Below are 22,621 nucleotides of genomic sequence, written 5' to 3'. Positions count from 1 at the left end.
AAATATTATTTATCATAAATGTTCGATAATTTTTTAATACGATGGATAAGCTCTCTACGTACATTTTCAGGGGCTAAACATTCACATTTATCTCCAAACCCCAGCAAAATATTGTATCCTAAGTCATCTTCTACAAATGGAAAATCAACCATAAATTGATTACTCCCATAAGGCTGGATATTTTCTTCCCCACAACGTTCAACGATTTGTTCTCTAAGAGACCAATCAACTAAAAGCTTAATTGTGATAAGTCTTTTATCTATCCACCCGGTTCCATCCAACGGTTTTGCGTGAAATTCTCGTGGTACAAATGTAGAATCTAAGATTTCAAGATTTGAAATTCGAGATAGTTTAAAAACACGAAAATCTTTCCTCAAAGTGCAGTAACCTTGTAAATACCAATTTCCTTCTTTTAATACCAATTTATAAGGTTCGATGCAACGATTGCTTTTTTCTCTGCCACAACCATAATACTCAAATAATAGATACTTACTGTCATTTAGAGCTTTTTTTATTTTTTCAAGATTTGGTTGGAAATTCTTATTACCCATCCATGTGGTAAGGTCAATGGTTATTTGGTTTGATTTTAATTCAACATCCCTAAATTGTTCTTTTGGAAGTAAGCTTTTTACTTTTTCTAGTGTACCTATAATTTCTTTATGAGATAGAGTTGTTGAAATACTTCCAAGTCCCATTAAAAGTGTTGAAATATCTGAAGTAGTAAAAAATTTTTTATCCACTTTATATTCAGGTGTTATGCTAATACCGCCATTAACACCAGTGTGAGTAATAATTGGTATACCTGCTAAAGATATTGTTTCTATATCCCTATATATAGTTCTAGGTGTAACCTCAAACATTTCAGCAAGTTTTGTTGCACTGATTTTTTCACAATTCAGCAACACCATAATTATGGACATTAATCTATCTATTTTCAATTGCATAGCTCCTTAAAATTATTTATGCATTCATTTTATAACCTTGACATAATGGTGTCAAGGTTTGTGTGCTATATTAAAATTACAAAATGTATTCTATGACATAATAAATTTATAAGGAGGAACAAAAATGGATTTTTTACGAGAATTTAATAGGATTATGGTAGAGCAAGGTGAGATAGCTTTAGCAACTTGCATAGACAATATCCCAAATGTTAGGATTGTAAATTTCTATTATGATACTAGAAAGAAAGGGGTAGTGTATTTTTCAACCTTTGGAGATAATCCAAAGGTAGGCGAATTTTCTAAAAACAATACAGTAGCATTTACTACTGTTCCGACTAAGGGGAATGAACACGTTCGAGTTACTGAGGCAATAATTCAAAAAAGTAATTTAACAATATATGATTTAAAAGATGAATTTGGTAAAAAAATTCCTGATTATGAAATGACAATAGAACAAGTTGGAAGTCAGTTAGCTCTTTATGAAATTCATTTTAGAGAAGCTATGGTGACATTAGATTTTACTCACTACGGGAATATAACTCTATAATCTCAAAATAATTGAGTTAACTTTTTTCAAAAATTAACTTTTTACAAGAATTATAAGTATCTAAATAATTTCAACTGCATTTTATATACTTTTCAGGTAGATAAGACTCTCTGTATATAAGAACTGCCCGACTAACTTTTACAGGTAGTCGGGCAGCTGCTTTACTAATAAATCAATTTATTATATATAATTTCGTATGCTATTTATAAAAATATCATCTTCACATACTATCTTGTCATTGTTTACAACTACATCTTCGTAAAATTGTTTACTCATATTTTTTACGATGTTCTAACATTATAGGGATTTTATATACAAGTTTTTAGATAATTCTCGAAGTCTACTCTCATCTAATATATATATTGTTTTATTGTCGCATTTTATAATTGATTTTGATTCAAGCTCTTTAAAGGTTCTATTTAAGTGCCTATAGGTTGTTCCTAAGAATTGAGCAATTTCTAAGAATGATGAACTTAAAATTATATAGTTTTTATCTGTTATATGCTCAACTAAATAGCTGGACAGTCTATTTATAAGCGGATATACAAAGTTATATGAACTATTATTAATGGTTGCATAAAGCTTTTCGCTTAAAGAGTCTATTAAATGGTGTAAAAACTTTAGATTATCTAAAAATTTTGTTCTAAGTATATCTGAAGGTATTGCTATCAAATAAGTATCTTCTATTGCATCAATGTTACAGAGTATAGGAATGTTTTTTAAAAGCTCTAAATCTCCTATTGAATTAAATTCTTTATAAAACTTTAAAAGCATTGATTTACCGTTTTCAAAAAGATAAGAAATTTTGATTTTCCCGTCTACAAGCAGATAGTAGTATTCAAGATTAGACTCTGCCTCTAATATATATTCATTCTTTTGATAAAAATGAAGTTGTGCATATTCTAATATATCTTTATCAAATATGTTTTCTATATTATGCTTAACAATATAATGGTTTAAAAGGTCATTGTTCAAAATTTTTTTCATAAATCCTCCTTAACATGACATATGTCATGTGCAAATTTATATAAATATAATATCTTATTTATAAAGTATTGTAAAGCATAGGAGAGATTTATATACGTATAAAAGCCTAGCTCTTATAAATGGTATTATACTTGCTATAGAGGTAAGTTTATTTAGCCAACTTGTAATATCTAGCTTGGTAGAGTATTTTGGATTGTTTGGAATGTCGGTTAATAGGTTAAAGAAAGATAAGAAAATCTTAAATTAAGCGAAAATGCCTAAACTTGTTGAATTATTCAACAGTCTAGAGCCTTCTTATAAAGAAGTTTGTTTGCTATAATTAAAAAACTGGCTATATGGAGGAGATTATTATGAAGTACGAGATTATAATATTTGATGCAGATGAGACTTTATTCGATTTTAAAAAATCTGAAAGAGATGCTTTTAAAAATACTATGCTTGAATTTGATATAGAATATGATGAAAATCATCATTTAAAAATATACACGGATATAAATATGGCCATATGGAAGGAGTTTGAGGATGGACTTATTACTCAGAAGAAATTAAAGGTAGAAAGATTTAAAAGATTGTCAGATAAATTAAATGCTGGATTTGATGAGACTGCATTTGCAAAATCATATATGAAGCATTTATCTAATGCATCTTTTTTATATGACGATACTATAAATCTTGTGGAAAGCCTGCATAAAGATTATAGGCTTACTATAATTACTAATGGTCTTACAGATGTTCAGGATAATAGAATAAGAAAATCTATTATAGCAAAATTCTTTGAGGATATAGTAGTATCCGAGGAGGTTGAAGTATCAAAGCCAGATCCTAAAATATTTGAACACACTTTAAACAATATAAAGCATATTGACAAGAGCAAGGTATTGATGGTAGGAGACAGCTTAACATCTGATATACAAGGTGGAATAAATTTTGGTATAGATACCTGCTGGTTTAATCCTAATAAAATTGCAAATAAAACTGGAATAAAACCTACCTATGAGATTTCTAATCTGATGGAGCTTAAGGATATACTTGAAAAATAGATATAAATTATGTAATACCTAGATTTTTGGGAGCATTTATAGATCTATGTAAACAAATCTATAAATGCTCCCAAAACTATAAAAACGGAAATATAAATAACTCTCTAAGATATTACTTAACTACTGTTATAAATTTCCTTGTAGTAAATAAATAAAACACTCCATATACTAATGCAAATATAACTATACTTATAGCTGTTGGTAAAATAAAACTATACTCCATTACTTTACCCAATACTGAAATAGCAACTATACTATGAATTGAGCCTATTATTAAAGGTAATATAAAAAATATACCAACCTGTTTTGAAACTGAATTAGATATTTCTAAATCTGTAGTACCTACTTTTTTAAGTATTTGGTATTTGTTTCTATCTCTAAAGGACTCACTTAAAATCTTAAAATAGATAATACTTCCAGTAGCAAATATAAATACAAGGGCTAAAAAGCCTCCTACAAAATAAACAATCCCCACCATATCATAAAATGTTGCTCCGGCCACATAATAAGTATATAAGCTGATTTCCCCAGGATGTACTGCATTTGCTAATTCCATAGTTAAATCCTTAGTATTCTCTTCATTATCTAGTATAATCCCATTAAACTGTTTCTCCTCAAAAGAGGATTTTAGTTGTAAGTAATCATCATCATCAACAACTATACAAGGATAAGGTATTCCTGCGCCCAAAAGCGGAACTTTAATATCAGTTCTTATATTAAAATCCATATCTCCTATTCTAATATTATTTAGATCTAGGATACTTATTGCTGTCCCAGGTTTATGCACATAACCTGCCTCACCCTTTGAAAGATTAAATTTAGGTATTATTTTTTCCTTATTTTCTACTTCTAAATCCAATATTATATTTTGAAAATCCGATAGCTTTACTACTACAACCTGATCAGCACTTTGTAAGTTTTCAGTTATTGGTACATATAAAAAATTAACCCTTTCCGTAAGCTGTACATTATGACTTGATGCTTCTATTATATTATCTACCTTTTCTATAATATCTTCATCATCAGAAACATAGCTGACGGTATAAGGGACTTCTACTTTATGATTATGATCTGCAAAGTATCTAAGGGAGCTTACTGTGGCAAAGGAAGTTATACTTGTTGTAATTAAAATGGCTACCGCCGCAAGGGTTTTGTAATTATTTTTTATTCTAAAAGCTATATTAGATATGCTTATAATGTTTGTGCCCCTATATAAAAAACTTTTCTTATTTATAAAATACCTTATAACTATGGAGAAAAAAGAATTAAACATCCAATAGGTTCCCCAAATAGTAAGAAGAATTGTAACCATTAATGTATTACCAAAACCTAGTATTTCATAATTTATTGCAATATAATATCCTATACCGATTATAATTATTGATGCTATTCCCTTAAAGTAATTAATCTTAGGCAATTCTTCTTCTTTTTTTAATGAGTTTAACAAATCTATTAAATTAGTTCTGATGACCTGAAAATATCCTTTTAAAAAGGTAATACCTAAAATAACTGAATAGACAATTATAGTACTAAAAACAGCTTTTTTAGATATAAAAAACTCAATAGTAATATTTAAAAGTGCTATTTTCGCAATCATCATCATAAATAATTTACTAAATACGATACCGATAGCTAGACCTATAATTACTGATAATGTACCAAGCAATAATCCTTCTGAGGCAAATATAAAGGCTATTTTATAATTGTCGATACCCATAAAAGCATATACGCCTATTTCTTTTTTTCTTTGATTTAAGAAAAAGTTACTGGAATATACTATAAAAAATATTAAAAACATTACCATAAGCATAGAAGCACTAAAGGAGGCACTTTGCACATAACTCGATACTTCCTGGGCTTCTAAAAATTGAGGATTGTGCCGCATGGATAAAAAGTTATAATAAGAGGCTACAGAAAATATCATTGCACATAAATATAGTAGAGAAGTCTTTATATTTTGCTTAAAATTCATAAAAATTATTTTAAATGAGTTCATCCACTCCACCTCCCATAGATGCCAGCAGATCAAGAATCCTCTTAAAGAATTCTTTTCTTGTTTCATCCTTATCTAACTTGGCATGGATTTTTCCATCCTTTATTACTAAAATCCTCTTACAATAGCTTGCCGCAAAGGCATCATGAGTTACCATAATAACAGTTGTATTAAATTCTTGATTCATCCTAGAAAAACATCGTAATAGCTCTGAAGAAGACTTTGAATCTAAAGCTCCAGTAGGCTCATCGGCAAATACTACAGATGGAGAAGTTATAAGGGCCCTTGCCGCTGCTACTCTTTGTTTTTGTCCTCCTGACAATTGATAGGGATATTTCCTAAGCTGATCATCTAATCCAAAAAACTTGCTCAAATCTTTTACTTTATCTTTTATTTCTTTGCTATCGACCTTTGAAAGAGCAAGGGGTAGTGCTATATTGTCTTCAACGGACATGCTATCTAATAGATTGAAATCTTGAAATATAAAACCTACATTATTTCGTCTAAATATAGAAAGTTCTCTGTTTTTCATCTGTCCAATATTGCTACCCTCATAATATATTTCTCCAGAGGTAGGTCTATCAATAGTGGATAACATATTTAAAAGTGTAGTTTTCCCCGCTCCTGATGGTCCCATAATCCCTAGAAATTCACCTTTGTAGACATTAAGGTCTATATTATCTACAGCTGTAAAAACCATTCCCTTTGAACCATATTCTTTTTTTAAGTTTTTAGTTTCAAGTACTAAATTCATATTATAACCCCCGTTTTTTAATTATACATTATAATAAGAAACCCACCCATCAACGCAATCAAAGATTGCTGATGGGTCCCGGGAACCTTGTTGTATTCACAATAAAAATTCTCTCTTAGTTTAAGAGAGAATTTAACTTTACTGCTTATTATTATTTTAATATTTTCATTATATATATTCCATCACTTATGGTGACAATATGAACCTTCATATTACATATTTGTCACATTGAAATAATCTGATATATTATAAAAAGTTATTACAAACTCTGTATATTGTGATTGCTTAGAAAATACTTCTATTTTATGATTTAATTTTGAAGCTATTTTGTTACATATATAAAGGCCCATTCCCGTAGATTTTGTGGTTTTCCGTCCATTATCTCCTGTAAAGCCTCTATCAAAAATTCTTCCTACATCTTTTTGAGGTATGCCCATTCCATTATCCTTTATAAAAAGTCTTATACTTTCTTCATTTTCCTCTGCATAAATTTGAATCTTACCTTGTAAACCCACGTATTTACAAGCATTATTTATTATTTGCTCTAATATATAGGAAGCCCATTTCTTATCCGTTAATATATTAAAATCTAAATTCTGCATTTCTAACTCTATATTTTTATTTATAAAAAAATTCATATTGTTTTTAATCACATTTGTTACTAAAGCCTTTAGATTTACTTCTTCTATTGTAAGATCCTCTGAATAACTTGAAACTCTGCTGATATATAGAACTTGATTAGTAAGAAATTTTATCCTTTCTAGTTCCTGTCTTAACTCCTCTGAAATATTATATAAATCTTCTTCTTCCCCAATTTTATCAACTATGAGATCACACACAGATATAGGTATTTTAATTTCATGGGCCCATTTTGTTATATAATCATTGATCTCTTCTAAATCCTCCTTTAACTTTTTTACTTCTTTTAATTTTTCTTCATTTTTAAAGTTTATTATATTTCGTATAAGTTCTTGTTCTAGTTTATCACCTTGGCAATCTAATATATCAATAGATTCCCCCTTATAAATGGCGTTTCTTAAATTCTTATAATCCTTTCTCCATTTTACATACCCTATCAATAAAAATATTAAGGAGACAAAAAATATAAGTATATTCATATATAAAATATCACTTATAGATTTATTTATATTTACACTACTTATAAGTATTAAATCTATAATCAGAACTACTATTAAAAAATATAGGATTATCCAAAATAAATCTTTTATATATTTTAAAAAACTCATTGTATCATATATCCTTGAGATTTTTTAGTGATTATGAAATTCTTTAATCCTATATCTTCAAGTTTTTTCCTAAGTCTATTTACATTTACTGTTAATGTGTTCTCACTTATAAAATACTCATTTTCCCACAAAACCCTCATAATTCTCGTCCTTGATATTATTTTTCCTCTATTTTTCATAAGCAAATACAATATTCTAAACTCATTTTTAGTAAGCTCTACTTTTTCATTATTAAAGGTCATTGTTCCATCGTTTATATTTAAAATGGCTCCTTCACATTCTATTATTTGTCCTTCATTTTCTCCATAGGAATAGGTTCTCCTAACTATAGCCTGAATTTTTGCTAATAAAACATCCATAGAAAATGGCTTTGTAACAAAGTCATCTCCTCCCATATTAATCGCCATTACTATATCCATATTGTTATCTCTGGATGATAGAAATATAATAGGGACTTTAGATATAGCTCTAATCTTGTTACACCAATAAAATCCATCAAAATAGGGCAAATTTATGTCCATAATCACTAAATGAGGATTATATTTGGCGAATTCCTCTAAAATATTTTCAAAATTTCCAATCGAAATCGTATGATAACCCCATTTTAAAATTCTATCTTTTATTTTACTACAAAGGGCATCATCATCTTCCACTATAAGTATTTTGTACATAATTTCACCTCACAATTTGTAACTATTATATTTTTATATTATACTATTTGGCATATAAAATATAGTAAATATAGTAAAATCCTCTATTGCAAATTGCTAACATTATTTGCAATAGAGGATTTTAACATAGCTTTATTCACTTATAATATTTCTTTTATTTTTTCTACTTTGATTTAATCAGTTCTATGGTTTTACTTAATGCGTCTTCTGAATAATCCACATAGACATCCGGTTCTAAAACTCGTTCGCCATCTTTGGTTTCATCCGGCCTAGTCCATTTCTTATATGAAATTTGACCATCCAACTTTGAGTTTTTTAATTGAAATTGTAACACGTCCCCAAAGGAAGAAGGCATATTTCTACTGGGACGTCCTACGATAGTACCTAGCTCTCCGTCCTTCACCCATGTAGCAAGCCATTGAGCCGAGCTAAAAGTTTGCTCGTTTGTAAGTATATATAGATTTATATCTTCATTCCGTACTACATCATTACTCCTGTCATATGATATAAACCCGCTTTTTCTCAAGTAACCATATCGCTCCTGCGCTAATGGCGAAAACCTTATTATAGATCCAAAGTGACCCGGTTTTATTTTCACCGAATCCAGAAGCATATTACTCGCTCTTGAAGCTCCGCCCGGATTATCCCTTACATCTATGATTACATTTTCTATACCAGCATCAATAGCCTGTTTTAAATCTTCTGTAACCTTATTTAGATCTTCATTCAATTCACAAATCTCAAACTTTACATATATAGTATTATCATCTATTTTTTGACTTGAGATTTCATAATCCATAGGATATATGTTATCCCTATAGTGTAATTTTGTTTGTATATCTTCTTCGGAAGTTCCACTCATGACGGTTACAACTATATCTTTTGTACAATCAACCCCTGAATATTCTAATACTTCCTCGCTCTTTGAGTAAATACTATAATTTATGCTTTCAGCTACATAGTTTTCTGCAGGGAAAAGTTCTTTTACTGTATTAATTATATTGTGAATGTCAACACCATTGATCTTTGTTACAATTTTACTTGTTGATTTATTATTATCATCAAATAGAATCAATTGACCATCTAAATATCTCCAATTTATGTCCAAAAACTTCATTTCTCTCCAACTCAGTCCTGTGTGTCCATCCTGGATGGAGGATAAGTATCTGCTAACAGAAAATCTAAATTCATCTACTGTCATATTTCTATTTGTCTCATGTACAAACCTATCTTTAGCTTCTTTATATTTTTCCGTTTCTCCCTCTAAAAAAATCGGATGTGTACTTTCCATAATTTCTATCATCTGTTCTACATCCGCCTTTACCTCTAGCTCATTTAGTTCTTTGCTTAAAATTACTTCTCCACTAGGCTGATAAGGTTTAGGTTTGTGTACTTCAATAAGAGGCATGTTATAATATCCATACAAAAAGATTCCACCTAACAAAATCACTATGCAACCCAATGTTATTCCAATAATTTTACCCTTTTTCTTGTTCATAATCCTTTATTTCACTCCTTTAAAATTATTTCATAAGTGAATTTCCAGATACTATACTCATTGTAAATACTATAGATAGTGAAATGATGGCTTACGGACTCATCCCAGAGTCTTGCCGAAAACCTCAGTCAGTTTTCTTCATCCTTATAATCCCTTTTTTATTATTGTTTTGTATCTATACAAAATTATATAAATAGCCAAGTTTATAGATGTTCTTTAAACCATATTATTGCCTTTTCCAGCATTCCTGTGGTTGTGTAATGATTTAATTTAGGAACTTCTATAAATTCAAATTTATTTGGATTTTTAATGTATAGCGGAAGCATTTTTTTGAAAAATAACCTTTGATTATCAATCGGTAATGAAGTATCATCATCACCATGTAACATTAAAATAGCTCTTTCTTTTATTTTATCTCCGTTGTTCATAGGATCATAGTATTCTATTAGTTCTTTATTATCTTGGCTAGTTGTTGGTAAATCATTTCTTTTAATAGCTTCTTGCCATGCAAAAGTTCCATTAAGTCCAACAAGGCATTTCAAATCAGGATTATTAATAAAAACTCCTCCAGCACTAATTGCTCCCATTGAGTTACCTATAATTCCAATCCTTGTGGGATCTGCTTCATGATTATTGACAATTAGCTCGATAAACCTCTTGGATTCCTTAACACTTTGAAATATTATTTCCCATAAATATCTATCTAAATTCTGTGGATCATCATGGTCTATAGGATCTCTATCTCCATGATATAGAGCGTCAGGTACAATTACTTGATATCCATGGCTAGCAATTACTAATGCTTGAAATCTTTTAAAATCCTTACTCGAATGCCATCCATGATAATAAATCACTGTTGGCAATAAACCTTTATATCCCTTAGGTCTAAACTTTAAGCATGGAACTCCATTAATTTCTTCCCTTGTAGTTGTAATAAAACTATTTTCATACTGAAAAATAGACCATACCATATGCATTTCCCCCTATCAAAATTTAGTTTATATTCTTTTATATCACAAACTTTATCACCTATAATACTTTATATATCTATAGTGGCAACAGTATTATACCATAATTAAAGCTGCAACACTGTCAATATATGACTTGGTATAAGAAGTGTAACACACTTAAGGTTTAACTATCAAAATAGAGCTGTGATATTCTTTATCCCTTTATATAGGGCTTTGCGTATAGGCTTTTATGTACATTAAATTTTTTAGCCTGAGTTTTCCAACTTCTATTGGCAATTAATGTGTATAGCCATATAGGTATTAATTTACTTGACATCATATCAGTAGCTTCCAAAGGGATGCTTTTATTATTAGTTATTGATTCTATAGTCATATCTAGGGCTTTCACTATATTTCTAGTCATACCACCTAAATCTTTAATGGGCATACCATTTATTGCAGGACCACCTCCCATAGCAAGTCCCCCAAGCCAATCAAAATCAGCTTTATCTGCAAAATTTTTACATATCTTAAGGGCAGTATCATTATGAAAAGATTCAGGGAACCCACTATTTACAATAGATATCATACTTTGTTTTTTTACACTTTCCCTTTCCTTTCTATTGTCACCTATAAGCTCAAAAGCCTTAATTAATGGTGATGGCAAACTATCTACATATAAAGGAGAAGAAACTATAAGTATATCAGCATCATTAACATTATCAAAAAGTTCTTCTACATCATTTTTAAGTATAGAAATTATATGGAGCTTGTTACATTTATACCCATTTTTATATAAGCCTTCAAGCAAATAGCTTCCCAAGGATTCAGAGGCGCTTTTCTTTAATTTAGGGCTTCCTATCAATAGCAAAGCCTTTTTTTCCCTTAACATGTTCTTACCTCCATAACATTTAATTTTTCTTTTAATTGGTATTTAATATCCTTTCCTAAAATATTCTTTATGGTGCCTCCACTAAAAGAATTGTACCAATTTAAGCTATTTCTCTTAATAAGACTATTAAATATTTCTTCCATCTCATTATCTTCATGTGGCATTATTCCTAATACAATTACATCTGGATAGCTTTTATACCGTTCTTTATGATGTACTTCTCCATTAATTTTTTTAAAAAAGGGAAGAAGTAGGGGAATGATTCTATCTACAGCTTTTTTCAACTCAGATGAATATCCTCCATATACGACAGGAGTAAGATAAATTACAATATCTCTGTTAATAATAGTTTCTGTAAGTATCCGTCCATAATCGTCTATTACACAAACTCCAGGAGATTTTATCCAACAACCAAAGCAGCCTATACATTCTCCTATTTTCTTTTCATGGAGCAATATAGATTCTACTTCATAGCCTTGTTCAATAAGTATCTCTTCAGTAAATTTATTTATTGTTGCCATGCTTTTGTCTTCTTTTAATGCACCGTTAAGTATTAATGCTTTCATTTACAACTACCTCCCATCTTTATTTAAATCATCTAAAAATTTTTCGTACCAACCAACCATAAATTTTAGATGATCTATTCCAAAGTAAAGTGTTGATACCTCAAAATACCCTGCTTTGTGCTTAATTTCAGTTTCAAGTTTTCTGAGTTCTTCTAATTTTCCATTAATATCTTCGATCAGTTGTTCTATAAGCTTTGAAGCCTTTTCCTTTGGAAGTTTTTCATAAAAAAATATTTTAACAAGGATATCTTCATAGGATCTCATAAAGTCTATAGGCTCTTCTAGCCATTTAATAAATATATCCTCTCCAATTTCATTAATAGTATATATCTTTTTGTATTTCCCATTTTCTATAACCTTTGTTGAGCTTATTAATCCATCATTTTCTAATTTATTTAGTGCAGGATAAATACTTCCAAAACTTGCATTCATAAAGTTTGAAGTACTCTGAATCATTGCTTGCTTTATGTCATATCCTGTTGACTCTTTATAGGTTAGAAAACCTAAAATCATAAATTTTATCACTCTTATCATTCCTTTTTAGTTTTTATCACTATATATCTATATAATATATCGTATTGATATATTATATAGATATATAGAATAAAAGCAACTATAATATGGAATTTCTAAAACTTTTATATAGATTTTGTCTTTAAATAGAAAAACATCTATCTTTAAATATAAATACATAGTCTAATATTTTCACTATATTTATATTTTAATCTTACTTAATATCTAACTCTTTTATTTAATTAGGTAAACAAATATAAAAAAATGAAATTAAAAAAAGATGATTCTTGCAAGCACAAGAGCCATCTTTTTAATTGTATACTTTGTAACTTAAATTGCTGTCCAACCACCATCAACTTGTAACAATTATCCTGTTGTGTAACTAGAAGCATCAGATGCAAAATATATTAGTGCACCATCTAATTCTCCTTGTCTTCCTATTCTACCCATAGGACAATATGCTTTTACAATTTTACCAAATTCATCGCTACCAATTGTTTTTTCAGTCACCTCACTTTCAAAATATGCTGATCCTATTGCATTAATAGTAATTCCATGTTTAGCCCATTTAGTCGCTAATGCTTTTGTAAGCATAAGTACTCCGCCTTTAGTAGTACATAAATAAACTTTGCAAAAGCCAAATCTTAGACAAACTAGTGATTTGCTATTAATCTTTTTTATGTTCATTCCTGACTTTTTTAGTTTCATAATATAACCATGTAAATCAGCCTAATTTATCACCTTTTTTAACAGGCTGTTCTGGTTGAATTAATACAACTCCTTGTTCCCCATATACTCCCAATATTAATACTTCTGACATGGAATCAACAATTTGTCTTGGTGGGAAATTTACTACTCCTAAAACTTGCTTGTCAATCAGATCTTCCCTTCTATAGCATTCAGTTATTTGAGCGCTTGATTTCTTTATACCAATTTCATCACCAAAATCAACCCATAGTTTATATGCAGGTTTTCTAGCTTTTTCAAAAATCTCTACTTTAATAATATTTCCTACTCTAATATCTAACTTCAAAAAATCATCAAATGTAGCCATATTCTATCTCCTTCCTTCTTCTACACATATTTAATAAATAATGTCATACTATAACAAAACAAAATATTGTTTTACATATACTATAACTATAGTATTTTAAACTTAGTCCTAGGATTTAGATTTACAGTGCTCTTATTTTATCTTTTACCTTTTCTTTTTCTGGGTAAGAATTTATTATTAATCCACAAAATAAAAATAAAGCACCGAACATAGAAACACATGTCAGATTTTCATTAAACACAACCACTCCAAGAATAGCTGCAGTAAGTGGTTCTGCTAATGTTAAAGTAACAGCCTTAGGTGTTGAAATATTAACAAGTCCATAAGCAAATAAAGTATATGCTAAAGCAGTTGCTACTATCCCTAAATGTAGCGTTGTCATAATTCCACGTGTAGATATTACCCAACTTAAGTCGTTCATAAATAAAATAGGTGATAATATAACTGCACTTATAAAGAATACTAATCCATTAACTGCATCTCTCCGTAAATTCTGAAATAACTTTTGTGATACTTTTACATATACTGCATATGATAATCCTGCTCCTAAGGATAAAATCGAGCCTAATATGTCCATATTCATAGAATTTTGCCCAGCGAAAAGTAAAGTACATCCAATAATGGATACTATAGTACCTACAATCCACCTTTTACTAAGTTTTTCCCCCATAAAATATTCAATAACACCTGAAAAAACAGGTGAACTTCCTAATGCTAAAGCCGTACCAAGTGCAACACCTGTTTTGAATACTCCTAAAAAGAATAGAGGTTGATAAGCTGCCATACATATAGATGCTATTAATAGTAATTTTTTATCTAATTTAATTTTTGTTTTAAATGCTCCTCTTAGTTTTGCCACCAAAAATAAAGCTGTCCCCCCTATTGCCATACGCAGTGCACCAATTACAATTGGTGTAGCATTTTCTGGAGCAAAAGCTTGTGTAGAACCTGTGGTTCCCCATAGTATCGCTGCCATTAGCACGAACACTTGTGCTTTTATATTCGATTGTTTCATAATTTTATCCTCCCAATACATTTATATAGACTCTAGACTTTAAAATCTAAGTCATTACAATCATTATAAAATGTATAAGCACAAAGTTCTTTACTTAAATTGAGGAGTTTTTGTCTATTTCTCGGTACTTTTTACGATACGCAGTTGGTAATAATTCTTGATGCTTTATAAATAGTCTAGTAAGGGATGATTGTTGCTTATATCCAACAAGTTGTGAAATCATAAGTAAACTTAGCTCTGTACCTATCAAATATTCTTTAGCTTTTTCTAATCTTAGTTTTTGAATGTATGCATTCGGTGTCATCCCAGTTTTTTTATTAAACCATTCAATATAATAAGATACATTAAAATTTTCAATTGCTGCTAATTTATCGATTGATATTTGATTCTGAAAATTATCATGAATATACTGTATCGAAATAGGTCTTACTTCATCGAGTAGAAAACTACAAGCATAGTTCACTAAATCATATAGTCTTCTTCCGTTTGGATTTTGCGCTTCTTCATGCAGAAGATATCTTATTGCTTTCCATCTATCATCCAGAATCTGATGCATTTCACACTTAAACGTATCTGCTAATAAAGCTAAACTAATTTCTCTTGGAATATCAAGTACTAAAAACTTATTTATACCATTTGAGCAGTATGAATGATAACATTTAGGTGGTAGAAAAAACAAATGCTTTTCATCTAAGCTTAGTTCATACTTATCTGTTTTTATAGATAAACTACCCTGTAGTGGAAGTATTAACTGACTATAAGAATGATTATGTGCATAAGTTTTTTCTATATATGTCCTCGTTTCACATAATAAATTATTTGATTGCATAGTTTCATCACCCAACCTCTTTAATTGCTTTTTTCTATAATAAATAGTATAATTGCTCTTTTAAAAATGATATCCTATTTAAAAGCTATTCATTCTTTAATTTACACTATATAATACTCATATCTTAAAGAACTATTATATACATTATTAAAGTATTATTCGTCGTAAGTATTGATATCACTAGGTTACAAAGAAAACCGCAATCACTTATGGTACGGTTCACCGTAACAGATATAACGTAGACTTTTTTAAGCATTATTATTGAATAATCTGTTTTGTTGTTTATATAAAAATCCTTTATAATTTACTAAAACTACTGCAAATATTAAATATAATAAAGCTATAATCGTAAAGTTATGCAGCATATTCCCAGCTTTAATAGCGAAAAAATAATTGAATAGTTGATGAATAGTACTTGGTATAACAAGATTATGATTCAAGTTATAGCATACTATCGTAATTATAGATATAGAGATAATTGAAAGCAAGCTACTCCAACTATAATTGCTATCCGTCTAATATGTTAATAATATATAATATAAAAAAGAATGACTGGCCTCAGTAAATCAGTCATCCTTTTTAACTTTACTTTTCTTTATAATATTTCTAAATCGATAGTATATTCTTCTCATGGTTTAAAAGCCATTGCTTTTTATCTATGCCACCAGCATATCCAGTTAAACTTCCATTAGTTCCAATAACTCTATGACAAGGTACTATTATCCATATTTTATTTCTACCATTTGCACTTCCCACTGCCCTAACACTTTTTTCATTTCCAACCCTAATCGCTAAGTTCTTATAGGATAAGGTTTCCCCATAAGAAATCTTCAATAGTTCATTCCATACATTCTTTTGAAAATCAGTCCCATTTAATGAAACCTCTAAATCGAATGCTTTTCTACTTCCATTAAAATATTCATTTAACTGAGTAATAGTATTTTCTAATATTTCATTTGCTTTATTCATCACGGACTTTTCTTGCTCCACAAACATAACTGATAGTATTGAATCTTCAGAGCAAATTATTTCTAATATGCCAATAGGTGAATTATAATAACCATAATATTTTTTAATCATACAAACACCTCTTAATAAAATTTTTATCATCTGTTATACTTTTATCTCATTTATACTTTTATCTCATTTATACTTTTATCTCATTTATACTTTTATCTCATTTATACTATTTCTTTTTCTATACTCCTTAGGAGCAATACCTGTATTTTGCTTAAAACATTTATAAAAATTATAAAGGCTTTTAAACCCTACATCGTATGCAATCTCTAAAATAGTATCATTACTTTTACTTAGAAGCTGCATCGCTTTATTTATTCTTATTTGTGATACATATTCGTTAGGTGTTAGTCCTGTATATTCTTTAAACAATCTTGTTAAATGACTAATACTAACACCAAATTCCTTTGAAATAAACCTGAAATTAATTGGTTTATTATAATTCTGGATTAACTTTTCCTTTATTTTTTCAATTAATTCTCTATTCGGTTCAAAATTATGTTCCTTTATATCAGGCCTGCATAATTTACATGGTCTGAAACCTTCTTTGATGGCATCATCTACACTATTAAAAAACAATATATTCTCTTTCAGTGGTATCTTAGCTTTACATGATGGTCTGCAAAAAATACCTGTTGTTTTCACAGCATAGTAAAATAACCCATCATAATACTTATTACAACTTATTACTGCATTCCATTTCTCATCTTCAGATACTACTATGTTTCCTTGTATAATTACCATCTCCTAAAAGCATTTACATAATTATTATAGGGTTCTAAGCTCATAACTAAACTTATGCTATATACATTTCTAATCTTATAATTTAATTTTTACTAAATATCATGTGTATAACCTATTATATTAAACTCCTTATCTAGAGAATCAATAAACTGATTATAAAAAGAACACTTAAGCTTTATACATGTAGCTAAATGTATAGTATTCACACCCTTTGTTTTCATTCTATTTGCTCTATCTAACACCTGATCTATAGAATCTTGGCTACAACCATTACAGTGAACAAAACATATTATTTCCGAATCTTTATCATAATTCTCAAAAGCTGCTACTCTTTCATTAAAGGCTTTAAAGCACCCGAAGCTAGTACATTCCTTACTTTCGTTATAACAATTAATAATGCCAATTTTACTCATAATTATAATTCCACTCCTCGTAAAAATTTATTTTATATTTTGATTCTAGCATTACTAAAAGTATAAATCTTCCCGTATTTTGCTATCTAATTTTAAGTGTTTTCACTAAGGTATTTCAGGTACTCAAAAGAGTCTATGTCATTTATGGTACTGTTCATCGTATCGACTTAACTCGTAAAGTAAGTAGGATGTATTTGGTCGTTGATATAAAAAAGCAGTAGATTTTTATAGTAAGAATCCACTGCTTTTTAATCTTTACACAATATATAGCATCTATAAAATCTTTGCACTAAATTTAGTTATAATCCTCAATATATTCTAATATACCTCCTGGTTGGCAATCTCAAGCTTTGCATATTGGATCTAAGGTAGTTAACCTTATAGCTTTATCCTTTCCATTTTTAAGAATAGAAATATTAGCCATATTGTAACCTTATATTGTAAAATCATTTTCATTTTTAGTTTCAACCACCTTTATAAGTAGTGCTTTAAGTACTGCTACAAATATGGAGATAATAAATGCAACAAGAATAATTATTAATCCTAATAAAAACAACCCAGGAGGTAGTGCATTTTCTATGCTAAGATAAAAAATCCCTATAATATAGAGTACTGTTACACTTATAGCACAAAATATTTACCCATAATTAAGCTACATTATCCTAGCCTTATTAATAAGCCAAGTAAAATTCTATATTGGATAGTAAATAACCATACTTAATGAGCAAATTATATCGCCGGTATTTTTATAAGCATGAGGACTGTCTGCCTTAAACCGTATGGAATTACCCGCTGTTACAACAAAATCTTCACCATTTATACTAATAGTAAGTTTGCCGGAAAATACAGTGATGAATTCCTGTGTACCTTGTTGGTGAGCTTCTGAAGATAGATAACCCCCATCATCAATCTCAATGGAATACATTTCAAACCGCGTTGCGCTGTTAAATGGGAACATAGGAAATATTCTGATCCTGCCGTTATCCTCAACAAGTGGCTGCACTTGAGACTTATCTACGATTTCAAAGTCAGCCTCAGGCATACTCATAAGTTGGGTACATGATATTTTAAGCCCATTTGCAATCTTCCATAACGTTGACACAGTAGGGTTTACTTCACACCGTTCAATCTGACCAAGCATACTTTTGCTTACACCAGTCAGCTTTGAGACATTGTCAAGGCTAAGTGTCTTTTCTGCACGAAACCTTTTTAGGTTCTCAGCAATAATAAAATTAAGTTTTTCCAAAATTTAACCTCCAATCCATTGACAGTATAATGCACAAATAGTATCATTATACTGCGCAGTATGATATATTGTTCTTTTCGTATATTATACAATACAATAATTAGGAGGTAAATATCTATGACAAATTTAGCAGCGTTTTTATCCTATATCCTTGTTGCAAACTTTGCGCCCGGACCCAATACTATTATATCAATGTCAAATGCAAGTCTATACGGATTTAAGAAAAGCATAATGTTTAATGTAGGCGTATTCTTTGGTGTCTTTATTATATTTGCTCTAAGCAGTATTTTCAGTGTGGCGCTTTACGATTTTATCCCATCAATCAAATCAATTATGGCTTATATTGGTGCAGCCTATATACTATGGCTTGCATGGCAAACCTACAAGAGCAAACCTCGTAGTGAGGAAAAAACACAAAAACGTACAAACACATTTTTATCCGGACTACTTTTGCAGTTTGTTAATCCCAGCGTTATCATTTATAGCCTTGCAACCATTTCAACATTTATCGTACCATATTACAAATCTGTATTTATGCTTGCAAGTTTTTCTGTAATTCTTGCTTTTGTTGGCTTTGTAGGAACCTGCTGCTGGGCATTGTTTGGCTCTATATTCCAAAAATTTCTTGTGAAAAATTATAAAGCCGTTAATATTGTTATGTCAATGCTACTTGTCTATTGTGCAGTTTCATTGCTTCTTTAGTTAATAACTATTTTTAAAATCAAAAAATAATAAAATCTAATACACTATAGTATAGGCTCGAATCTATATTCGTATGATGTTAGAATATCCTTTAATATTTGGAGCCCTTTTTTTAGCTCGTCTGAACTTTTAGGAGCACTTACAGATATTCGAATAGCATTGTGATGGGCATCAGTACCTATTGAAAATCTTTTTGACGAAAAAACTTGAGTTCCTGATTCTAGACAAAGACGTTCGATATTAGTATCATCCCACTTGTTTGGAAGGATTAAATATCTAAATAATGATGTGTTAGAAGGTAATACGTTATATTCATTTAACGTAGTATCAAGTATTTTGTTTCTTTCTTTAAGTATCTTCAATTTTGCATCTACAATTTCATTATACTTTGATGTGGTCTGTAAAAGTGATACTAATTCAGATGTAAAAGGAGAAGGCATCCAAGTCAAGCTGTGTACGCAATGTTGCAGTTGCTTTATATAATTTGGGGGTGATACGATATATGAAATTCTGAAGGTTGGGTTCAATGCTTTTGATGTCCCATGGATGTAAATACTATTATTTGGAATTAATGAACTCATCGGTTTTAGTTTTTCTTCTACAGAGAAGCTAAAGGTCCCATCCTCAATTAATAACAAATTATATTTGGTAATTATCTCACTTATTATTTGTCTTTTTTCTTCACTTAATGTTATAGATGTTGGATTATGGCAATCGGGAATCAAATAAATTCCTTTTGCATTTTCTCTTTTACAGGTTTTGTTTAATTCTTCAATGTCAATTCCAAAGTGATCTCCTTTAACAGGAATCAATATAATACCTAAAAGCTTTGCTAGACTCTTTAAGCCCGTATATGTAAGTTCATCGACTATGATTCGATCCCCTTTATTGAACAAACTTATTAGTATTACTGCCAGAGCATTTTGTGACCCAGAAGTGATTATAATGTCATCAAGAGTACTATTAATCTTATACTGTTCTAGCCATTTTGAGGCGATATATCGATGCTTAACATTCCCTTCTGGTGATGAATATTTAAGGATAATATCATAATCAAAAGAATTAAAGAGTTCACTTATATTAGTTTCAATCAGTTTATTAACTTCGTATAGTGGGAGGGTCATACCCATTTCAATAATATTATTGTCTTTATAATCAGATAATAAATCTACAGGTACACCTGCTGTGCTACTTACAAACGTGCCATTACCAATTACACCTTTTATTAAGCCTCTCTCTTCGCAAAGTTTATAGGCTCTAGTTACTGTACTATGATTAATACCTAAATAGTTAGCAATAATACGTTGAGGAGGAAGTTTAAAACCGCTCTTCAATTTGCCATCTTTAATGTCTTTTTCAATGCTTTCAGCTATCAATATATAAATGGGCTTGTTTGGCTCTTCTAGCTTAGGAACCCATGTAATTTCATTGCCATAGTAATTGACCATAATTTCACTCCCATATTGTATTCCATACAATTGCACGATTGTATTAATTATATTGTAATTATATACTAAAATTGTACCAGAATAAAGGAGGGATAATATGAGAAATACTCTTTATAAAAGTGCAATACTTGAAAAAATTAGAAATCATAATTTTGTAGAAGATTTAAATTTAGCCCATGAAATGGCAGTTAACTATGCTAACAAAGTTGATAATATGAGGGTCTATCCAGATCAAGAAGCAATTGATAATCTAAAGGTTTTCGATGAGGAATTAAATGACCAACCTCAAAGTACTATGAACATTTTAAATCAACTTAATACTTATGGGTCTCCAGCAACTGTTGCACAAACTGGTAGAAGATATTTTGGATTCGTTAACGGAGGAATTCTTCCGTCGGCATTATCAACTAAATGGCTGACGGATACTTGGGATCAAAATCCAGCAATGTATGTACTTTCTCCAGTAACATCTAAGATAGAAGAGGTTACAGAAAAGTGGTTAAAAGATTTATTAGGGCTTCCAAATGAAACAGTTGCTGGTTTTGTAAGTGGGAGTTCCACTGCAACAATAATAGGATTAACTACCGGTAGAAATTTTTTATTAAAGAATTTAGGTTATGATGCTATAAAAAATGGATTAATTAATGCTCCTAAGATTAAAATTGTTATAGGAGAAGGAGCTCATTCTACAGTTTATAAAGCACTTTCAATCATTGGGCTTGGAAATAATACACTTATTAAGGTACCTGCTGATGAACAACAGAGAATAAGAATTGATAAAATACCAGAATTAGATAATAAAACGTTACTAATTTTACAGGCTGGTAATGTTAATTCAGGTTCATTTGATGATTTTAGCGCAATTTGTAAGAAGGCAAATGAAGTAGGTGCCTGGGTTCATGTAGATGGGGCCTTTGGGCTTTGGGCGGCTGCCAATGAAAAGTTTAATCATATTACTAAAGATGTTCAATTAGCCGATTCATGGTCAGTTGATGCTCATAAAACATTAAGTGCACCCTATGATAATGGGATTATTTTATGTAAGCATAAAGAAATGCTTATTAATTCTATGCATATGACAGGATCCTATATAATATTCAGTGATAATAGGGATGGTATGTTATATACATCAGAAATGTCTAGAAGAGCAAGAGCCATTGATTTATGGGCAACGTTAAAAGGATTAGGTAAAAATGGAGTTTCTGAATTAGTCTGGGAACTTCATCAGAAGGCAATTTATTTTGCTGAATTGCTTCGAGCCGGTGGACTAGAGATACTAAATGAAGTTGTTTTCAATCAAGTATTAGTAAGATTTAAATCAGATGAAGAAACTGAATTATTAATAAAAGCTGTTCAGGAATCTGGAGTTTGTTGGCTTGGCGGAGCAAAAGCTAATGGCAAGTCAGTAATGAGAATCAGTGTGAGTTCTTATAAAACAACCTATGAGGATATTGAAATCTCAGCAAAAGAAATATTAAGACTTGCAAACAAAAGCGAAAGCCACTTCTAATTTTTTATTTATTCGAATCTCTTTTTTATTTGGGTTATGAT

General features: G+C 29.9%; 26 protein-coding genes. 4 read left to right on the top strand and 22 right to left on the bottom strand.

Annotation, left to right across the window (positions count from 1 at the left end):
- Positions 1-5: 5 nt before the first annotated feature.
- Positions 6-938 carry a helix-turn-helix transcriptional regulator gene (locus KQI88_RS08285; RefSeq protein WP_216416156.1) on the bottom strand — a complete coding sequence of 311 codons (933 nt, stop codon included), beginning with the start codon at positions 936-938 and terminating at the stop codon, positions 6-8.
- A gap of 130 nt (positions 939-1,068) precedes the next feature.
- Here KQI88_RS08285 and KQI88_RS08280 point away from each other — a divergent pair, with 130 nt between their 5' ends.
- Positions 1,069-1,491, top strand: a complete 423-nt coding sequence (locus KQI88_RS08280) for a pyridoxamine 5'-phosphate oxidase family protein (protein ID WP_216416154.1) — start codon at positions 1,069-1,071, stop codon at positions 1,489-1,491.
- A gap of 297 nt (positions 1,492-1,788) precedes the next feature.
- On the opposite strand, the gene KQI88_RS08275 is transcribed toward KQI88_RS08280, so the two are convergent.
- A complete protein-coding gene (locus KQI88_RS08275) occupies positions 1,789-2,478 on the bottom strand; it encodes a cyclic nucleotide-binding domain-containing protein (protein WP_216416152.1) in 690 nt (229 codons plus the stop codon).
- Between the two features lie 350 nt (positions 2,479-2,828).
- Here KQI88_RS08275 and KQI88_RS08270 point away from each other — a divergent pair, with 350 nt between their 5' ends.
- Positions 2,829-3,518, top strand: coding sequence for a YjjG family noncanonical pyrimidine nucleotidase (locus KQI88_RS08270; protein WP_216416150.1), 690 nt, complete (start codon positions 2,829-2,831; stop codon positions 3,516-3,518).
- 112 nt (positions 3,519-3,630) lie between these two features.
- Here KQI88_RS08270 and KQI88_RS08265 read toward each other — a convergent pair whose 3' ends face one another.
- The 19 genes from KQI88_RS08265 to KQI88_RS08180 all read right to left on the bottom strand — a co-directional run bounded on the left by KQI88_RS08265 (position 3,631) and on the right by KQI88_RS08180 (position 18,920).
- A complete protein-coding gene (locus KQI88_RS08265; RefSeq protein WP_216416148.1) occupies positions 3,631-5,514 on the bottom strand; it encodes an FtsX-like permease family protein in 1,884 nt (627 codons plus the stop codon).
- Positions 5,501-6,265, bottom strand: coding sequence for an ABC transporter ATP-binding protein (locus KQI88_RS08260; protein ID WP_216416146.1), 765 nt, complete (start codon positions 6,263-6,265; stop codon positions 5,501-5,503). Before KQI88_RS08260 ends, KQI88_RS08265 begins: the two co-directional genes overlap by 14 nt.
- Before the next feature lie 212 nt (positions 6,266-6,477).
- A complete protein-coding gene (locus KQI88_RS08255; RefSeq protein WP_216416145.1) occupies positions 6,478-7,512 on the bottom strand; it encodes a sensor histidine kinase in 1,035 nt (344 codons plus the stop codon).
- Positions 7,509-8,183 carry a response regulator transcription factor gene (locus tag KQI88_RS08250; RefSeq protein WP_216416143.1) on the bottom strand — a complete coding sequence of 225 codons (675 nt, stop codon included), beginning with the start codon at positions 8,181-8,183 and terminating at the stop codon, positions 7,509-7,511. The genes KQI88_RS08255 and KQI88_RS08250 overlap by 4 nt, the downstream gene beginning before the upstream one ends.
- Before the next feature lie 163 nt (positions 8,184-8,346).
- Positions 8,347-9,681, bottom strand: coding sequence for a S41 family peptidase (locus tag KQI88_RS08245; protein WP_216416142.1), 1,335 nt, complete (start codon positions 9,679-9,681; stop codon positions 8,347-8,349).
- Between the two features lie 203 nt (positions 9,682-9,884).
- Complete coding sequence (locus tag KQI88_RS08240) at positions 9,885-10,652, bottom strand: alpha/beta hydrolase family protein (RefSeq protein ID WP_216416140.1); 768 nt, start codon at positions 10,650-10,652, stop codon at positions 9,885-9,887.
- 193 nt (positions 10,653-10,845) lie between these two features.
- On the bottom strand, positions 10,846-11,523 hold the full coding sequence (locus tag KQI88_RS08235) for an NAD(P)H-dependent oxidoreductase (RefSeq protein WP_216416138.1): 678 nt from the start codon (positions 11,521-11,523) through the stop codon (positions 10,846-10,848).
- Positions 11,517-12,089: a flavodoxin family protein gene (locus KQI88_RS08230; RefSeq protein WP_216416136.1), complete on the bottom strand. Its 573-nt coding sequence runs from the start codon at positions 12,087-12,089 to the stop codon at positions 11,517-11,519. The genes KQI88_RS08235 and KQI88_RS08230 overlap by 7 nt, the downstream gene beginning before the upstream one ends.
- Positions 12,090-12,095: 6 nt before the next feature.
- Complete coding sequence (locus tag KQI88_RS08225; protein WP_216416134.1) at positions 12,096-12,614, bottom strand: PadR family transcriptional regulator; 519 nt, start codon at positions 12,612-12,614, stop codon at positions 12,096-12,098.
- 354 nt (positions 12,615-12,968) lie between these two features.
- Complete coding sequence (locus KQI88_RS08220; protein WP_246579233.1) at positions 12,969-13,289, bottom strand: SDR family oxidoreductase; 321 nt, start codon at positions 13,287-13,289, stop codon at positions 12,969-12,971.
- Positions 13,290-13,326: 37 nt separating this feature from the next.
- The gene (locus KQI88_RS08215) at positions 13,327-13,656 is read right to left on the bottom strand and encodes a tRNA-binding protein (protein WP_216416130.1); all 330 of its coding nucleotides are present in this window, start codon (positions 13,654-13,656) and stop codon (positions 13,327-13,329) included.
- Between the two features lie 121 nt (positions 13,657-13,777).
- Positions 13,778-14,671, bottom strand: coding sequence for a DMT family transporter (locus KQI88_RS08210; RefSeq protein ID WP_216416128.1), 894 nt, complete (start codon positions 14,669-14,671; stop codon positions 13,778-13,780).
- A gap of 94 nt (positions 14,672-14,765) precedes the next feature.
- Positions 14,766-15,500, bottom strand: coding sequence for an AraC family transcriptional regulator (locus KQI88_RS08205; protein ID WP_216416125.1), 735 nt, complete (start codon positions 15,498-15,500; stop codon positions 14,766-14,768).
- A gap of 606 nt (positions 15,501-16,106) precedes the next feature.
- Complete coding sequence (locus tag KQI88_RS08200) at positions 16,107-16,580, bottom strand: methylated-DNA--[protein]-cysteine S-methyltransferase (protein ID WP_216416123.1); 474 nt, start codon at positions 16,578-16,580, stop codon at positions 16,107-16,109.
- 84 nt (positions 16,581-16,664) lie between these two features.
- Positions 16,665-17,261: a bifunctional transcriptional activator/DNA repair enzyme AdaA gene (locus tag KQI88_RS08195; RefSeq protein WP_216416121.1), complete on the bottom strand. Its 597-nt coding sequence runs from the start codon at positions 17,259-17,261 to the stop codon at positions 16,665-16,667.
- A gap of 92 nt (positions 17,262-17,353) precedes the next feature.
- Complete coding sequence (locus KQI88_RS08190; RefSeq protein WP_216416120.1) at positions 17,354-17,674, bottom strand: CGGC domain-containing protein; 321 nt, start codon at positions 17,672-17,674, stop codon at positions 17,354-17,356.
- A gap of 343 nt (positions 17,675-18,017) precedes the next feature.
- Entirely contained in the window at positions 18,018-18,098 is an 81-nt protein-coding gene (locus tag KQI88_RS18460) for a hypothetical protein (RefSeq protein ID WP_330656181.1), read from the bottom strand.
- Positions 18,099-18,107: 9 nt separating this feature from the next.
- Positions 18,108-18,299, bottom strand: coding sequence for a DUF2975 domain-containing protein (locus KQI88_RS18670; RefSeq protein WP_408629722.1), 192 nt, complete (start codon positions 18,297-18,299; stop codon positions 18,108-18,110).
- A 66-nt stretch (positions 18,300-18,365) separates the two neighbouring features.
- Positions 18,366-18,920, bottom strand: coding sequence for a helix-turn-helix domain-containing protein (locus tag KQI88_RS08180; protein ID WP_216416118.1), 555 nt, complete (start codon positions 18,918-18,920; stop codon positions 18,366-18,368).
- A gap of 117 nt (positions 18,921-19,037) precedes the next feature.
- On the opposite strand from KQI88_RS08180, the gene KQI88_RS08175 reads away from it, so the two are divergent.
- Positions 19,038-19,622 (top strand): LysE family transporter, encoded by a 585-nt coding sequence (locus KQI88_RS08175; protein ID WP_216416116.1) that lies wholly within the window; start codon positions 19,038-19,040, stop codon positions 19,620-19,622.
- 44 nt (positions 19,623-19,666) lie between these two features.
- On the opposite strand, the gene KQI88_RS08170 is transcribed toward KQI88_RS08175, so the two are convergent.
- On the bottom strand, positions 19,667-21,070 hold the full coding sequence (locus tag KQI88_RS08170; protein WP_246579205.1) for an aminotransferase-like domain-containing protein: 1,404 nt from the start codon (positions 21,068-21,070) through the stop codon (positions 19,667-19,669).
- Positions 21,071-21,167: 97 nt separating this feature from the next.
- Between KQI88_RS08170 and KQI88_RS08165 the strand changes: the two genes are divergently transcribed.
- Positions 21,168-22,580 carry a pyridoxal phosphate-dependent decarboxylase family protein gene (locus KQI88_RS08165; RefSeq protein WP_216416114.1) on the top strand — a complete coding sequence of 471 codons (1,413 nt, stop codon included), beginning with the start codon at positions 21,168-21,170 and terminating at the stop codon, positions 22,578-22,580.
- The last annotated feature ends 41 nt before the right edge of the window (positions 22,581-22,621 follow it).

The organism is Alkaliphilus flagellatus (assembly GCF_018919215.1).
In the GTDB taxonomy this organism is placed as follows: Bacteria; Bacillota; Clostridia; order Peptostreptococcales; family Natronincolaceae; genus Alkaliphilus_B; species Alkaliphilus_B flagellatus.
This window is presented reverse-complemented; position numbering and strand designations above follow the sequence as displayed.

Coding starts and splice junctions, on each gene's coding strand:
- KQI88_RS08280 (WP_216416154.1), top strand. CDS start 1,069: ATGGATTTTTTACGAGAATTTAATAGGATTATGGTAGAGCAAGGTGAG.
- KQI88_RS08275 (WP_216416152.1), bottom strand. CDS start 2,478: ATGAAAAAAATTTTGAACAATGACCTTTTAAACCATTATATTGTTAAG.
- KQI88_RS08270 (WP_216416150.1), top strand. CDS start 2,829: ATGAAGTACGAGATTATAATATTTGATGCAGATGAGACTTTATTCGAT.
- KQI88_RS08265 (WP_216416148.1), bottom strand. CDS start 5,514: ATGAACTCATTTAAAATAATTTTTATGAATTTTAAGCAAAATATAAAG.
- KQI88_RS08260 (WP_216416146.1), bottom strand. CDS start 6,265: ATGAATTTAGTACTTGAAACTAAAAACTTAAAAAAAGAATATGGTTCA.
- KQI88_RS08255 (WP_216416145.1), bottom strand. CDS start 7,512: ATGAGTTTTTTAAAATATATAAAAGATTTATTTTGGATAATCCTATAT.
- KQI88_RS08250 (WP_216416143.1), bottom strand. CDS start 8,183: ATGTACAAAATACTTATAGTGGAAGATGATGATGCCCTTTGTAGTAAA.
- KQI88_RS08245 (WP_216416142.1), bottom strand. CDS start 9,681: ATGAACAAGAAAAAGGGTAAAATTATTGGAATAACATTGGGTTGCATA.
- KQI88_RS08240 (WP_216416140.1), bottom strand. CDS start 10,652: ATGGTATGGTCTATTTTTCAGTATGAAAATAGTTTTATTACAACTACA.
- KQI88_RS08235 (WP_216416138.1), bottom strand. CDS start 11,523: ATGTTAAGGGAAAAAAAGGCTTTGCTATTGATAGGAAGCCCTAAATTA.
- KQI88_RS08230 (WP_216416136.1), bottom strand. CDS start 12,089: ATGAAAGCATTAATACTTAACGGTGCATTAAAAGAAGACAAAAGCATG.
- KQI88_RS08220 (WP_246579233.1), bottom strand. CDS start 13,289: ATGAACATAAAAAAGATTAATAGCAAATCACTAGTTTGTCTAAGATTT.
- KQI88_RS08215 (WP_216416130.1), bottom strand. CDS start 13,656: ATGGCTACATTTGATGATTTTTTGAAGTTAGATATTAGAGTAGGAAAT.
- KQI88_RS08210 (WP_216416128.1), bottom strand. CDS start 14,671: ATGAAACAATCGAATATAAAAGCACAAGTGTTCGTGCTAATGGCAGCG.
- KQI88_RS08205 (WP_216416125.1), bottom strand. CDS start 15,500: ATGCAATCAAATAATTTATTATGTGAAACGAGGACATATATAGAAAAA.
- KQI88_RS08200 (WP_216416123.1), bottom strand. CDS start 16,580: ATGATTAAAAAATATTATGGTTATTATAATTCACCTATTGGCATATTA.
- KQI88_RS08195 (WP_216416121.1), bottom strand. CDS start 17,261: ATGGTAATTATACAAGGAAACATAGTAGTATCTGAAGATGAGAAATGG.
- KQI88_RS08190 (WP_216416120.1), bottom strand. CDS start 17,674: ATGAGTAAAATTGGCATTATTAATTGTTATAACGAAAGTAAGGAATGT.
- KQI88_RS18460 (WP_330656181.1), bottom strand. CDS start 18,098: ATGGCTAATATTTCTATTCTTAAAAATGGAAAGGATAAAGCTATAAGG.
- KQI88_RS08175 (WP_216416116.1), top strand. CDS start 19,038: ATGACAAATTTAGCAGCGTTTTTATCCTATATCCTTGTTGCAAACTTT.
- KQI88_RS08170 (WP_246579205.1), bottom strand. CDS start 21,070: ATGGTCAATTACTATGGCAATGAAATTACATGGGTTCCTAAGCTAGAA.
- KQI88_RS08165 (WP_216416114.1), top strand. CDS start 21,168: ATGAGAAATACTCTTTATAAAAGTGCAATACTTGAAAAAATTAGAAAT.